This is a genomic window from Paraburkholderia suaedae, from assembly GCF_040812055.1.
Taxonomy (GTDB): Bacteria; Pseudomonadota; Gammaproteobacteria; order Burkholderiales; family Burkholderiaceae; genus Paraburkholderia.
In genome coordinates this window covers 20,313-34,408 of the sequence record NZ_JBFOAH010000023.1, presented here as the reverse complement: position 1 = coordinate 34,408, position 14,096 = coordinate 20,313, and the positions used below count along the sequence as shown (strand labels likewise).

The 14,096-nt window shown below is 61.4% G+C and carries 18 protein-coding genes; all 18 read left to right on the top strand.

Annotation, left to right across the window (positions count from 1 at the left end; all coding sequences use genetic code 11):
* Nucleotides 1-49 precede the first annotated feature (49 nt).
* Nucleotides 50-922, top strand: a complete 873-nt coding sequence (locus tag ABQJ48_RS26635) for a TrbL/VirB6 family protein (protein WP_367841046.1) — start codon at nucleotides 50-52, stop codon at nucleotides 920-922.
* A 35-nt stretch (nucleotides 923-957) separates the two neighbouring features.
* On the top strand, nucleotides 958-1,215 hold the full coding sequence (locus ABQJ48_RS26630; protein ID WP_367841045.1) for a hypothetical protein: 258 nt from the start codon (nucleotides 958-960) through the stop codon (nucleotides 1,213-1,215).
* A gap of 8 nt (nucleotides 1,216-1,223) precedes the next feature.
* Nucleotides 1,224-2,063 carry a VirB8 family type IV secretion system protein gene (locus ABQJ48_RS26625; protein WP_367840953.1) on the top strand — a complete coding sequence of 280 codons (840 nt, stop codon included), beginning with the start codon at nucleotides 1,224-1,226 and terminating at the stop codon, nucleotides 2,061-2,063.
* Nucleotides 2,064-2,080: 17 nt separating this feature from the next.
* Nucleotides 2,081-2,968, top strand: coding sequence for a TrbG/VirB9 family P-type conjugative transfer protein (locus ABQJ48_RS26620; RefSeq protein WP_407673249.1), 888 nt, complete (start codon nucleotides 2,081-2,083; stop codon nucleotides 2,966-2,968).
* Nucleotides 2,969-2,986: 18 nt separating this feature from the next.
* On the top strand, nucleotides 2,987-4,327 hold the full coding sequence (locus ABQJ48_RS26615) for a TrbI/VirB10 family protein (RefSeq protein ID WP_367840952.1): 1,341 nt from the start codon (nucleotides 2,987-2,989) through the stop codon (nucleotides 4,325-4,327).
* Between the two features lie 11 nt (nucleotides 4,328-4,338).
* A complete protein-coding gene (locus ABQJ48_RS26610) occupies nucleotides 4,339-4,998 on the top strand; it encodes a hypothetical protein (protein WP_367840951.1) in 660 nt (219 codons plus the stop codon).
* A 54-nt stretch (nucleotides 4,999-5,052) separates the two neighbouring features.
* Nucleotides 5,053-6,090, top strand: a complete 1,038-nt coding sequence (gene virB11 / locus ABQJ48_RS26605; RefSeq protein ID WP_367840950.1) for a P-type DNA transfer ATPase VirB11 — start codon at nucleotides 5,053-5,055, stop codon at nucleotides 6,088-6,090.
* A complete protein-coding gene (locus ABQJ48_RS26600) occupies nucleotides 6,087-6,350 on the top strand; it encodes a hypothetical protein (RefSeq protein ID WP_367840949.1) in 264 nt (87 codons plus the stop codon). Before virB11 ends, ABQJ48_RS26600 begins: the two co-directional genes overlap by 4 nt.
* Nucleotides 6,347-6,574, top strand: a complete 228-nt coding sequence (locus ABQJ48_RS26595; RefSeq protein WP_367840948.1) for a DUF3717 domain-containing protein — start codon at nucleotides 6,347-6,349, stop codon at nucleotides 6,572-6,574. Before ABQJ48_RS26600 ends, ABQJ48_RS26595 begins: the two co-directional genes overlap by 4 nt.
* A complete protein-coding gene (locus tag ABQJ48_RS26590; RefSeq protein ID WP_367840947.1) occupies nucleotides 6,571-6,861 on the top strand; it encodes a hypothetical protein in 291 nt (96 codons plus the stop codon). The genes ABQJ48_RS26595 and ABQJ48_RS26590 overlap by 4 nt, the downstream gene beginning before the upstream one ends.
* A 56-nt stretch (nucleotides 6,862-6,917) precedes the next feature.
* The gene (locus tag ABQJ48_RS26585; RefSeq protein WP_367840946.1) at nucleotides 6,918-7,274 is read left to right on the top strand and encodes a hypothetical protein; all 357 of its coding nucleotides are present in this window, start codon (nucleotides 6,918-6,920) and stop codon (nucleotides 7,272-7,274) included.
* A 2-nt stretch (nucleotides 7,275-7,276) separates the two neighbouring features.
* Nucleotides 7,277-9,049 (top strand): type IV secretory system conjugative DNA transfer family protein, encoded by a 1,773-nt coding sequence (locus tag ABQJ48_RS26580; RefSeq protein ID WP_367840945.1) that lies wholly within the window; start codon nucleotides 7,277-7,279, stop codon nucleotides 9,047-9,049.
* Nucleotides 9,046-10,722, top strand: a complete 1,677-nt coding sequence (locus tag ABQJ48_RS26575; protein WP_367840944.1) for an LPD7 domain-containing protein — start codon at nucleotides 9,046-9,048, stop codon at nucleotides 10,720-10,722. The genes ABQJ48_RS26580 and ABQJ48_RS26575 overlap by 4 nt, the downstream gene beginning before the upstream one ends.
* 76 nt (nucleotides 10,723-10,798) lie before the next feature.
* A complete protein-coding gene (gene stbB, locus ABQJ48_RS26570; RefSeq protein WP_367840943.1) occupies nucleotides 10,799-11,512 on the top strand; it encodes a StbB family protein in 714 nt (237 codons plus the stop codon).
* Nucleotides 11,512-11,958: a hypothetical protein gene (locus ABQJ48_RS26565; protein ID WP_367840942.1), complete on the top strand. Its 447-nt coding sequence runs from the start codon at nucleotides 11,512-11,514 to the stop codon at nucleotides 11,956-11,958. Before stbB ends, ABQJ48_RS26565 begins: the two co-directional genes overlap by 1 nt.
* A gap of 11 nt (nucleotides 11,959-11,969) precedes the next feature.
* On the top strand, nucleotides 11,970-12,284 hold the full coding sequence (locus tag ABQJ48_RS26560) for a TrbM/KikA/MpfK family conjugal transfer protein (protein ID WP_367840941.1): 315 nt from the start codon (nucleotides 11,970-11,972) through the stop codon (nucleotides 12,282-12,284).
* Between the two features lie 707 nt (nucleotides 12,285-12,991).
* Nucleotides 12,992-13,378: a hypothetical protein gene (locus ABQJ48_RS26555; RefSeq protein WP_367841044.1), complete on the top strand. Its 387-nt coding sequence runs from the start codon at nucleotides 12,992-12,994 to the stop codon at nucleotides 13,376-13,378.
* Between the two features lie 104 nt (nucleotides 13,379-13,482).
* Nucleotides 13,483-13,977, top strand: a complete 495-nt coding sequence (locus ABQJ48_RS26550) for a DUF1269 domain-containing protein (protein WP_367840940.1) — start codon at nucleotides 13,483-13,485, stop codon at nucleotides 13,975-13,977.
* Nucleotides 13,978-14,096 lie beyond the last annotated feature (119 nt).

The window sequence follows — 14,096 nt, the reverse complement described above, 5'->3', positions numbered from 1 at the left end:
CTGACCGAAGCAGGAGATATCCGTGGCAGACGTCCAGCTTTTCACCTCAATGACCAATTCGTTCGACAAGAACGTTTTGAACACGATCTCGACCGGTTCGAGCAACATCATTGCGCTGATCTCGCCATTGATGGCCACCTGCTTCAGCATCTATGTCCTGTTGATTCTCTGGACGTACTGGCAGGGGCGCAACGACGAGCCGATCAACGATTTCCTGATGCGCATGGCAACCTGGGCGCTCATCCTGACCTGCGGGATGAACATCCGGTTCTACAGTGAGTACGTCGTTCCATTCTTCAATGGTTTTGGCGAACAGATGGCCGGCGCGTTGACCAACGGTAGCAACCCGGTGTCCGGCCTCGACAACCTGCTCAATGCGTACATCAACGCAGCGCAGGCGATCTATGCACAGGCGTCCGGCCTGAAGGTTATTGCGGCCATCTGGACGATCGCGCTGATGATCGTTTTCGGTGGCCCGTTCATGGCGATAGCCATTGCGTACATCATTCTGGCGAAGTTTGCGCTTGGGCTTCTGCTCGCACTCGGTCCGTTGTTCATCTCAGCGGCGCTCTTCCCACCATCGCGACAGTTCTTCTGGAACTGGGTCGGCCAATGCATGAACTACACCCTGCTGGTCGCGCTCTTCGCGGCTGCATGTGCACTCGAAGTCAATTTCGCGATGGGCGTGGTGCCGCTGAATGGATCTCCCTCTATCGCGCAGGTTATTGACCTCGACATCATGGGGCTGGCCTTTTGGGTTATCTCGCTGAACCTGCCGGGTTTGGCTTCGTCTCTCGCGGGCGGTGTCGGTATCTCGACGATGGTGGGCAAGCTGGGTAGCGTCGCGAGATTTGCCGGCTCGCTTGGAAAAATGGGCGGCGGCGGATCGCCGAAGACCGGCGGTCGCTTGAGTGAGGCGTAAAAGATGATCAGGTTATTCAGGACGATCGCACGTTGGTGGCTTATCGCGGCGGTTGTGGCAACGATCGGCGCGATGGTATCGATCAAGCTGTTTTACTAGATGCCACGCAAAACGCCTGTTTTGCTCAATCCAAAGGAGAAACGGAGACCATGAAATCTCCTGTCGCTATTTTACTGATGGCCTGCGCGCTGCAGGCGTGCAGCGCGGCGCCAAAGCCACCCGAGCCGACTGGTCAGTGGGTACCGGTCAATCAACCGTTGGCCCAGCAGTCGGGCCATACGGAACCGAAGTGAGGAACAGGATGGCATCGACTATCAGGCAATGGTTTGCGTCGGGAGCGAACGCGTGCAAACGTAAGGGAAGCCCGGGCGGGTCGACCACGCGCGCAGACGAGCCGGTGAGCGGTGTTGAGTCAGGTGAGCGCGATGTGGTCAGCTGGTACCTGAAACAGGCACAGGCCTTCGAGAAGTCGAAGGTCGAAGCAGCCGAAGAGAAGGCCCGTATTGCGGACAGGCGCTCGGTGTTATCGGGCGTTGTCGCTCTCGCCGCTGTTTCTGGTATGGGGGCTTTAGGACTCCTAAAGCGGCCGAATCCGCCGGCTGTGCTGCGCGTGGACTCGTCGACCGGTAAGGTCGACGTGCTGCCGACAACCGCGAACGGACACGTTACGTTTTCTGAGAAGACCGATCGCGCGGATTTGCATCGTTACGTCGAACTGCGCGAGAGCTACGACTGGGAGACGATTTCGGACACGCACGCCGCGGTGATGTTCATGAGCGACGACCACGAGAAGGAAGCCTATGACGGGCTGGTGCGCGGCCCGGTGGGCCCGCTCAAGCTTCTGAAGGATCAGGCGCGTGTCATCGCACACGTCGGCTCGATCACGTTCGCGCCCGCCGCACAGGTATTTTTCTCGCGCCAGCTGGTTCCGCTGAATCCCGCAGCGAAACGGTCTGATCCGACGTACTGGATTGCGACGGTCGCATTCGAGCGTGTGAATGTTCCGGAAAAGCAGGATCAGCAGGATCTCAACGCGGACGGTTTTCGCTGCACGAGCTACGAGGTCACGCGAGACTGGACCCGGGCGCCCGCTGATGCTGCGCCGGCGTCGAGCTCTGCGGCAGCCGGAGGTGGAACATGAAAGGACGAACGATCCGGATGTCAGCGAGCGCAGCGGCGGTCGCACTGGGCTTCGCGTTGGTGCCGATTCGCGCGCGAGCGCTCGAAACGCCGCGCAGCTGCGGTTCAGACCCGCACATCCAGTGCGCGACCTACGATCCGGACCAGGCCTATCGTGTGGCTACCATGCCGGGGCGTGCGGTAATGATCCAGTTCGAGCCAGGTGAACACATCATCAACAGCGGCGAGGGCATCGGAGACGGCAAGGCCTGGCACGTGGCCATCAACGACAGTGGCGCGATGCTCAAACCGGGTGCGCCGCAGCCGGAAACCAATCTTCTGCTGGTCACCAACCGGCGCACCTATCCGCTCTCGCTTGTTGACGTGTCGGCCGCACAGCCGGCGACATGGATACTGCGTTTCGACTATCCGGACACGCGTGCCAAAGCGGCGAGCGCGCAGCTGCGCCGTCAGCAGGCGGTAAGCGCTGCACTGGGCAGTCAACAGGACAATGGGCCGGCTATTCCCGCATCGATCGTGAGCGTGGGAGTGGCGAAATCCACGCCTGTGGCGTCGGTTCCCGCAGCCAATATCCAGTACATGATGCGCGGCGATCGTGCACTCGCGCCGACCGCGCTGTGGGACGACGGCCGATTCACGTTCTTCAAGTACTCAACCGCGCGTGACCTGCCGACGATCTTCACGAAGCTTCCCGACGGTGGCGAGGCGACGGCGAACTTCCATATGGAGGGCGATACGGTCGTCGTGCACGAAGTGTCGAAGTCGTTTGTCATCCGCTACGGTCAGTCGGTGCTGGGTATCCGCAACGACGGCTATTCGCCTGATGGCCATTACAACCGTGCGGGCTCGTCGGTGCCGGGCAGCGCGCGCATCGCACGTGACCATACCGATGCATCGACGAACTGATCAGGGAGCAAACAGGGTATGACTGAACGAAACGAAATGGAACATGCGGGGGCGACCGACGTCGGCCCGCAGCCTTCGCTCGACCTGCCGGGCCGTCGCAAAACGCGCGTGGGCAAGCTGCGTCTGGTGCTGGTCGCGCTCGCCGTTATTGCGCTGGGTGCATCGGGCGTGACGATCTATCTGCAGCGCCTGTTCCAGCAGCATCAGGACGCGAAACAGGCGGAGCTGACAAAACCGAAAGACAGCGGCGCGAGTGACGCCGGTGCGGAACTGGAGACGCAGAAGGAACGTATCAAACGCGCGGAAGACCAGGCCCGTGCAGCGTCGGAGGCTGCGGCCGCCGCTGCCGCGAATTCCCACCTCGCGACGCCAGCCGGCGCGGCATCGCAGACGAACGGGCAGGCGGTGGCCGTGAGCAACCAGCCGCGGCCGCTCACGCCGGCCGAGCGCCGCCTGCAGGGCAGCGTGCTCGTCGCGAGCGGCAACAACGATTCCGGCCAGAGCAAAGATGGTCCCGTGGCATCAAATGAAGCCGCTGGCGACGGCGACAGTGGCAGCACTGGAGCCGTCGGCCACGATGCCGGTGGTCTGGCAGGTCTGGCGAAGTCGATGGGCATGTCAGCGCTGCGCGGCGGCAGTGCAGGCGGTGCGCCCAGCTCAACCAGCAAGGCGGACGCGGGCGACGGTAAGGGCTCCGCGATCGACCAGTCGTTGCAGCCATCGAAGCTGCAGCCGATGCAGGCCTCGTTCCGACCGAACAGGCATTACCTGCTCGGTCGCAACACGATGATCCGCTGTGGTCAATCGACGGCGATCCGTACAGACCGGCCGGGCCTGATCGGGTGCCCGATCGCGCAGGACGTGTGGTCCGACGATGGCACGACGCTGCTCGTTCGCAAGGGTGCGATGGCGAAGGGCGAGCAGCGCGATGCGGTCCTGCAGGGGCAGGGCGTGATCGGCGCGATCTGGGATGAGATCGACGACGGCGACGTGCACATTCCACTGAACTCGCCCGCTACCGATCCGCTCGGTGCCGCTGGTATTCCGGCCTACGTCGACGAGCACTTCTGGCAGCGCTTCAAAGGAGCGCTGATGGTTAGCCTTATCGGTGACTTCGGCCAGGCGCTCGCGAACAAGGCAACCGGGTCCGGCCAGCAGATCACGTTCTCCAACAGTTCGAACGCCACCCAGGACGTGGCCGCGGAGACGTTGCGTAACACCATCAACATCCCGCCGACGGCGTACTCGAACCAGGGCTCGGTCATCAATATCTTTGTAGCGCGCGACATTGACCTGAGCAGCGTGTATGAAAACGTCGACGCGCAGGGCAACCCGGTTAGCCAGAACCGGGAGCAATGAGGAGCGGACCCATGAACCTGAAGATCACCTACCCGGACGATTTCCCGCTGCATGGCCTCGATCGCGACATGTTCGAGACAAAGCTACGCAACGCCCTGCGTTTCTGTTTCTACGGCAACACGGTCCGCCAGCTGGCCGAGCGGGTGGATGCACGGCGCGCGCGCGAGGTTCCCGATGCGTTGCCACTGCGTCAGATCGCCGACGAGCACGCGTTCGAAGAGTGCATGGCGCTCGATGGGTGCCGGATCGACGACATGTCAGCGCCGCTGCGACGCAACCTGTTGCGTAACGTCGGGGCGCGTTTCGGGCTGACGATCTCGGAGTGGGGCGACAGCGCATTGCCGTCGCTCGATGAGCCAGTCAATCACGCGGCCGATCACGCAATGGAAACGCGCGCAACTAACCGTCAACCCGTCGAGATCCCGGCAATTTACGATCGCCAGGCGCCACGCACATCGCGCGTCCTGCTTGCAGCGGGGTTCTGCGCAGTGGCGATCGGCGGTGCGGCCTGGAAATTGACCCGGCCGGCCGCGCCTCTGAGCGCAACCGTGGTTTCCACGTCGCCGGCGCAAACGCTCCGCGAGCTTGCCAGCAGCGTGCCGGACGATCGACGCCCGTATCGCGTGTCAGTGCAGATCGAGCCGCAGGATACGGGCACCACGCCTCGCTGAACCTGCGCGGCACTTTGATTAACTGATGGGACCCTAAATCATAAAGGAGTGCGAATGAGCGCAGCCGTAATCGATGTGATCGAGAAGGGCACGATCGCCCGCAGCTTTCTCAAACAGATGGGTATCTCGAACTTCTTCGACGGGGGCCTCACCGAGGTGGCGATCAACCGTCCGGGTGAGATCTGGACAAAAGGCGGTGCCGGATGGCGACGACACGACGCGCCTGCCTGCTCGCTCGACGCGTGCTTCAAGCTCGCGAACGCCCTGACGGTGATGAAGGGCGGCAAGTTCTCGACGAAGGAGCCCATTCACCCGGTGGTGCTGCCCGATGGGCAACGCGGGCACGTTCTGATGCAGCCGGCCTGCGAGCAGGACACTATCTCGATCACCATCCGTATCCCGTCGAATGTGCGCTTTACGGCTGAAGAGTATGAGACCAACGGATGGTTTGAGGGATATCGCGACGTCTCGCCGCGCCGCGACATGCCACCGGGGCTCGACCTGCAGCCGTTCGAGCTCGGGATGCTTGAGGCGCAGGGTCAGCGCAACGTCAGGCGCATGCTCGAGCTGGCGGTCACCAACCGGTTGAACATTGCGCTCGTCGGCGGCACCGACTCGGGCAAGACGACACTGAACAAGGCGCTCTCCGACCTCGTGCCGTCCGATGAGCGGATTGGCACGATCGAGGACACGCCGGAGCTATCGCTGCCGAATCACCCGAACCGCGTGCATATGTTCTTCAGCGACACGCTGCCGGCGAAGGAGCTGGTGCGCTCCACCCTGCGCATGACGTTCGATCGTGTTTTTCTCGCCGAACTGCGAGGTGACGAAACATGGGACTACCTGACGCTGCTGAACACGGGCAAACCCGGCGGCATCACGACGGTGCATTGCAACGATGCACGTTCGACCCATTCGCGCATCGCGACGCTGGTCAAGCAGAGCGCGGTCGGCCAGACGCTCGACTGGCAATTCATTATGGACCAGGTGCGGGTCACGGTGGATCTCGTCCTGTTCATGCGCAACAGGCGACTGGCCGAGATCTGGTACGACCCGATCGGCAAGGCGCAGCTGCTGGGTTGTGTCTCATGAGCGCCGATGCAGCGGCGCAGATGATCGAACAGATCGCGATCAGCCTGTGCGGCGCGCTCGCCGTGTTTCTGTCGCAGGACCGGCGTGCGCACTGGCGGCGCTGGGCCTGCATCTTCGGGCTGGCCGCGCAGCCGTTCTGGTTCGACATGGCGTGGCGAGCACATCAGTACGGCGTGCTCGCGCTGTGCTTTGTCTATGCGGCGTCATGGGCGCGCGGTTTTATGGCGCACTGGCTCGTCCGCAGGGAGGACCGTGTATGAACTTCGCGATCAGCGATATCGAGGCGGCGATCGAGGGATGGCGCGTGCGGTCGCCGTCGGACGAAGCATTTGCTGCCAGCACAGAGGTCCGCGCGCTGGCGCGGCTCTACGGCGCCGTGATCGTGCACGGCCGTAAGGGTATCACCGACGCCGGGCTGGACGACGCGCAGCGCGACGCCTTGCGGATCCTGTCCGCCGATCCACTCGGAGAGTTCCCGCAATGAAGGCAGATCTTCCGGTTCCCGCGATTGCCGATGCCGCGGGGTCGTACGATGACAGCCAGTGCAAATGGCGACCGTCCGGCGACTTTGCGCTGGTCCACCCGTCGGGCTGGACGATCGCGCGGTACTCAGTCTATGACGAGTGGCACTACCTGCTGTGGGAGCCGATCAATCGCTGTACGGCGGACAACAGCAACCAGTTCCTTGGACCCTTCGGTAACGTGCGCGACGCGATGCGCCTGCATCGCGACCTGAGCGCGCATCTGCGACAACAGGAGATGGCCGCATGACAACGCATCTGAAATTCCAGGCCGCTATCGACGCGGCCGCGCACTGAGGACCGACCATGCCAAAACCGCTTCGAATTCTGATCCCCGTCGTGGTCTTCCTGCTGATCCTGTGCGGCTTCGCGTTCCTCGGGCAGTTCGCCGGTGGCCAGCTCTTCGCGAAGATACAGAAGCTGCCGGAGGGCAGCGCGGGCGTGTTCACGCTGTACGACTACTGGCATGCCTACGGTGACGTGCCTGCGGTGGTGCGCGCGCTCAAGGTGTGCACGCTGCTGTCAGTGGTCATCACCGGCCTGCCGGTGGCCGTGATCACGATGGCGCTCGTGTCGGGCCGCAAGCGCCTCGCGCAGTTTGGCGAGGCACGCTTCGCAAGCCGTAACGACATCGTCAAGGCTGGCCTGCTGGAGAGGAAATAGCCATGACCACTTCACAACATCTGTATCCGCCGTTCATTGTTGGCAAGTACAAGGGTGAATACCTGAAGTATTACGGCCAGGATTTCCTGATGACGGCCGCCGGCACCCGGTCCGGCAAGGGCACGTCGCTCGTGATCCCGAATCTTCTCACCTATCCCGATTCCGTCGTGGTCGAGGACATCAAGGAAGAGAACTACCACTATACGTCCGGCTATCGGCGGGCATGCGGCCATGAAACCTATCTGTGGGCGCCGTTCTCGGAAGACGGACGCTCTCACGCGTACAACCCGCTCGAATACATTGCAGGCCGACCCGCATATGCGCGCGTGGGCGACGTGATGACGATCGGCGAACACCTGTATCCATCCAACGTCGACGCGCGCCTGAAGTACTGGAACGACAACGCCCGCAACCTGTTCATCGGGATCGTGCTGTATCTGCTGGAAACGCCCTCGCTGCCGTGCACGTTCGGCGAGGTGCTGCGGCAGGCCTCCGGCAAGGGCAGGGCGATCCGTGAACACATCTCGTCGATCGTCAGCACGCGCGTGAACGCGACCGGCGTGCTGCCAGCGCTCACCTTCGAATGTCTCGACGCGCTGAACCGCTTCCTGTCGCAGTCGAAGGAAGCCTTCGCGAACATCGTATCGACGATGACTGCGCCGCTGAACGTCTTCAGCAATCCGGTGGTCGACGCGGCAACCAGCCGCTCGGACTTCGATCTGGCCGATGTGCGCAAAAAGCGCATCTCGATCTATGTGGGCATCAAGCCGGGCGACCTGAAGGCCGGTGCGCTGCTGGTCAATCTCTTTTTCTCGCAGCTGATCGACCTGAACACGCGCGAGCTGCCTGCCGAGAATCCTGCGCTCAAATACCAGTGCGCGTTGATTCTGGACGAGTTTGCAGCGCCCGGCAAGATCGACATCATCGATACGGCCAACCCGTTCATCGCGGGCTACAACCTCCGGCTGATGCTGATCTTTCAGGGCATGTCCCAGCTCGAGGATCCGAAGCTGTACGGCAAGCACGGCACTGAAACGCTCGCCATCAATTGCAAGATGCGCAGCCTGTATGCGCCGCGCACGGTCAAGGAGTCGGAAGAGTATTCGAAGATGCTGGGGACCTTCACGCTGATGGCGCGCTCGCGCAGCCGCAGTCGCGGCCGCAGTTCGTCGATCAGCACCAATGAGTCGGAGCACGGCAGGGCACTGATGATGCCGCAGGAGCTGCGTGCGCTGAAGCACAACAAACAGATCATCACGATGGAGGGGTGCGAGCCGATCCTGTGCGAGAAGGCGTTTTTTTATGAAGACGCCGAACTCGTCGACCGGCTCGTGCGGCAAAGCCCCTACCTGCAGGGTGTGATGGCGAAGCTGGAGAAGAGCAACCGTCGTCGCGCATGGTTCGGTTTCGGTTCGAAGTTTCCGGACGAAACGCAGATGAAACATGCTGCGTTCGTCGCGCGCGAGCTATGCGCGCCCGTGCCAAAGATCGACGTCGAGCGGTGGTGGCAGGCACAGAACGCGGCCCGACGTGCGCAGCAGGCAGCGGCGGCCGCAGACGCCGCCAGACAGTCGGCCGGTCAGGGGCGTGACGTCCGGGAGCACGAAATCGGAGTGCTCGCGCCTGTCCACCTGGCCAACCGTAACAGCATCCGCGCATCGCTGTTCCAGTTGATGCCTTATCTGCGAAAAGTCCTGCCGGACGCGGCGGCCGCCGTGTCGGCGCAAACCGCAGCAACTCAATCACAACCTGAACCGCAAGGAGTGACCGTATGAACGAGATCGAATTTCCCGCTGACGGGATCGACTACCGCGAACGCGACGCGGCAAACGCCGACGATGCGTCGACCATTCGCGCGCGCGTCACGCCGCCGGCGAACGAGCCGGACGCGGGCGCTGTGCCCGGCGCTCCAGAAACGTCGGTCGATGACGCAACCGAAGAGCGCCTGAAGAAGATCCGCGCGGCCGATCGGGAGAAGGTCGAGAAGCTGCTCAAGCGCGACTCATCGACCGACGCAGCGACCAGCACAGCCACCGACGAGGCGGTGAAGCCGGCCGCCGGCACCGGCAAACCGCTCGGGAAGAAGGGCGAGCAGCCGGAGAACACCATTCGCCCGAAGCCGGTTTTCGAGAAGACTGGCTATGAAGTGCCGAAGTCGGTCACTAACCGGTACGTGGCGCATGAGGGCAAGTTTCTCGATCGCAAAAGCGAGACGGTGCACTTCGAGGACAAGGGCCGCTCTCTGTCGACGGCCAGCGAGGACCGCGACGTGATCGCGCACATGGTCGAAGTCGCGAAGGCAAAGAACTGGGGTGAACTGCAGCTTAAGGGCAGCGAAGAGTTTCGTCGGCAGGCTTGGATCGCGGCCGAACTCGCCGGTGTACCGTCGCGTGGCTTCAAGCCTGGTGCGCAGGATCGGGCGGCACTGACCGCTGCGCGCGAGGCGATGCGCATCGGGGCCGGGGACAAATCCAATGATACGGACAAGGCGCGCACGAATGAGATGGAGGCACCAGATGCAGCGGGGCAAAAGCAACCCGCAGCGCCGGGGTCGGCGAAAACGGCCACAACAGGGCGTGAAAACGCCGCGCCCGGAGGCAACCCGACGACCGCCGCGCAACCATCTGCGGCTGCGCCGGCGAGTCCCGTTCAGGGCACGCCAACGCCGGCCGGTGTCACGGCGGGGGTGCTGGTGGCGCACGGTCCCGCCCCGTTCAACCACGATGAAAAGCAGAACGCCAGCTACTACGCGACGGTGCGGACAGAGGATGGCGAGCGCACCGTCTGGGGACTGGACATCGAGCGCGCGATCGGCGAAACCGGTGTGCAGCCCGGTCAGCGGATCGAGCTGGAAAAGGGCGGCAGCAAGACGGTAACAGCGCAGCAGCGCCAGTTCGACGAGAAGGGTACCGAACTCGCGCCAAAGTCAGTCGAGAGCCGGCGTAACGAATGGCTGGTGTTCTCGCCCGATGTGCCGGGTCTGCCCACGCGCGAGCAGCGCGAAGCGCTGACCAGCGCGCGGCGCGAAGCTGATGAGCGCCGACAGATCAATGAGGCGCGTGAGCGGTTCCTGAGCGGAGACTGGAAATTCTCGAAGGAACAGCAGAAGACGCTCGATGAGGCACGCGAGCGCATCAAGGCGCAGGCCGCGCGCGAGGTGCTGCGTGACGAGATCAAGGGTCTGCCGGAGCAGCAGCAGGAGAAGCTAATGGGGGAGTTCGAAAGCGCCGTGGCCGAGGCGCGCGAAACTAACCGGCCACTGGACGTGCCCATGCCACAGGTAAACGAAGCAACGATCGCGGCCGTGCGCGAGCAGATCGAGCGGGAGCAACGGGGCCAAACTCCCGCAGCACAGCAGACCACCCGACAGGCGACGCCGGAGCGCGGACAGGACCCGCAGTCGCAGACCGCCGAACACGACGGGCCGACGCTCGACATGGAACCATAAAGCGGCGCAGAACAACGTGCGGCCGCGATCACTTCGCGACCGTCATCGTCAATTCGAACAACAGGAGCAAACCATCATGAAGATCGCTGTAATCAACTTCTCAGGCAATGTTGGCAAGAGTACCGTTGCACATCATCTTCTCGCGCCACGGCTGGAAGGTGCCCAGGTGATTCCTGTCGAGTCGATCAACTCAGACGACAGCGAAAAAGGATCGGCGATGCGTGGGAAGGAGTTCGGGGAACTGCAGGACAAACTCATGACCTTGCGGCATGCCGTGGTCGATATCGGGGCATCGAATGTCGAAGACTTTGTCTCGCTGATGCGTGACTATCAAGGTTCTCATGAAGACTTCGATGCCTTTGTGGTACCGACCGTTCCTGCGCTTAAACAACAGGTCGACACAATTTCGACATTGCGCGCACTCACCGGAGAAATCGGTGTACCGGCAAACCGCATTCGCGTCGTGTTTAACACAGTCACCCCGAAAGACGACGTGTCAAAGATTTTCTCGAAAATTTTCGACTACTACGCGGAAAACCGCAATTTCGTCTTGAATCGTGATGCGGTGATGTATGAGAACCCTATCTACGAAAAGATCAAGGCTTTCGATCGCTCCATCATCGATATTCGCAACGATCCGACCGACTATGTCGCGATGAACGCCAAAGCAATGGAGAGCGGGGAGCCCGAGGAACATCTTGCACAGATTCGCCAACTGGTTGCAATCAAACGTCTGGCCACACGGGTAACCACCGAATTGGACGCAGTCTTCAAACTCGTGGTGCATTGATGGGCGCATCGGACGATTCGATCCGCGAGGAACTGATCGGCGCAGTACTGGGTGAGCTATCGCTGCTGCGACGGGACGTGAAGGGCCTGTCCCAGCTGCTCGATACCACGGGCAAGCAGTTCAAGGACGACGGTGAACTTACGCTGCTGCGCTTCACGTCCCGCTACGAGCAGTTCCTCGACCAGTTCGCAACATCGAGCACCGATGTGCTGGCCGAAGCGGGACGGTTTTCGGAAGCCCGGGATCAACTGCTTGGCGAGATCTCGCTCAGGCAGTACGACGAAGCCAACGGCCGAAGTCGCGATCTGCTACGCGACGTCTTGCGCGAAGAGCGCATCCGCGGCATCGGCCGAATCGAACTAGCCGTATGGACCGCGTGCGCCATGCTTGGCTCAGCGGTGCTCACGGTCGGGGCCCTTGCGGCGCTGCGACTGCTGTCCATCTGACTGGAGATCTCATGAAACTATTGATCGCTGCATTGATCTGCAGCGCGGCGGCCATCCCGAAAATGGTGACGGCCGACGACGACAACACCTCGGCCTGCGGTGTGGTGCTGTGCCTGGCAGGGCTCATGGACGGTGGCAATGGCGGCGGCCAATGCAATCAGTATGAGCGTGACTATTTTTCGATTGTGCGCTATCACCGCGGGCATTTTGATCTGAGTGGCACGTCGAGCGCCCGAGGAGATTTTTTGAATCAATGCAAATCCGTCGGGAGTGACCAGAAGAGTTCCGTGAATTCGAAATACGGTGGTGTCGAGAACGGCCCCTGAAGTGCGTCTCTCAGCCCGGCACGTCTGCCCTCGTGGATGCCGGGATTTCACCGTCGTTGGCACCGTCGGCGACGGCGTTTTTTTTGCAGCACATGATGTACGAACATTATTCGCCGAATACAACCAACCCTGCACGAATCGCAGGTCAAAGATCGATCAAAGGGCTGGACACGACGCGCCCCGTATGAATCCGCTCATCCAGAGGGTGGACGATCGCAAACCCCATGGTTAGTGGCAAGTCGTCGTGGGGGCTCTCATGCGGCGGCAACCAGTTTGGCAGCTTCGCTACACCCGAAGACGCAATGCATGCATCATGCAGCGCTGTGGGGCGTTGGGGGAAACGGCGAATAAGAAACGCGCGGTAAACTGCGTGTTGATGTTTAGGAAACCTCGATGAAACTCACTTCCGGGAGCCTGCTCCGGCTTATGGAGCCAGCGGAGACCTACCAGGCAAACGAACTCGCGGTCCGCTTCGACGCGTCGACGGCCCAGGTTGCGCAACCGGCGCCTCGTTCACGCAACCTGACGCAACTGCAGATGTCCATCCTTGCGTGGCCTGTGCCGCGGGCCGAGACAGAATCCATGACAGGGATTCGCTATAATTTCCCGCGTCCCCTAAAGCCATAACTTCAAAAATGTCATCCAGGCAGAACAAGTCGAGCCGCGGTCAAGGTCATCGATCCCTGACAAAAGCGCATCTGTTGCCGATGGACCGGTCTTCTGCCCTTGAACGTTCACTAGCCTGCCATCTGGCGCTGGTTGCATGCCGCGACGGCCACGGCAACACCCATCTGATCAATGAGCTCATGCGTGCGGTGTACCTCGGCTGGTACCTGCAGGGGGCCGGCTATGGGAATCTGCCGGCCGAGCAGTTCAAAATCGCGGAATATGCCGTCGAGAACACGTTGGCTCACGCTCACGAAACTGGCGAATGGCGGCTCGAGCCTGACGTCATCAGCGACTTTGAAGCGCTGCTGTGCCTGCATGACGCCCAGATCGCGAAAGCGCGACTTCACGAAGTGCAGGACGCTGAGCGCCAGTTGCTGCATTTCTTGAAGGGGAAGAGCGACTCTCCGATTCCGGGGTCGCCGTAGCAGAGTCTCTGACGAGTTAATTGTCGTCCGATGTATAGATAGGACCGCTAAATTTTACATAAAAGAAATTATCACCAGGACTGGTGTTAGTCCAAAGTTCATCTATGGCCAGCCCGAATTTTTCTATGGCCAGCCCGAATTTTGCAACCGACGCTGCCTTCGACATCGAAAAATTTAGCGTCATCGGGAAGGGAAACCATAAAGATGAACGGACGGTTCACCCGTGGGCTGACCAACTGGAGCACCGCAAAAGAGACGGCACATCCTGGGGCAGATTACGGGTTCTCCTGCCCGAAGGAGTATTTCTTTCCCTTCCGGCCATTGGACCGATCGTCGTGCTTGGGCATCTCGGCGCGATGCTTGTTTCTGTGACAGAAACAACCTCAGAAGACGCGGTCTTTCACAAAAGCCTTTCAGCGCTTGGAGCGGCACTTTTCTACTACGGGGCTCGCTGGGACATTGCAATCGAGTGTGAAGCGGCCGTAAAAGGTAACCGCTTCCTACTCATCGGGTATGGCACCACAGATGAAATGGTTCGGGCGAAGACAGTCGTGGACGCTGTTGCTCCTCGGAGCGTTGTTATGCAGGAGGGCGTATAGCGCTTAATCGTGCGCGTGACCGGTTCAGATAGAGAGGGCCCAGCCAAAGGTTGTCGTTTTATCGGAGCCTGAGGCGATCGACCTGTTGCCGTGGAAAGGGCGGCCGCAAACCGCGCGAC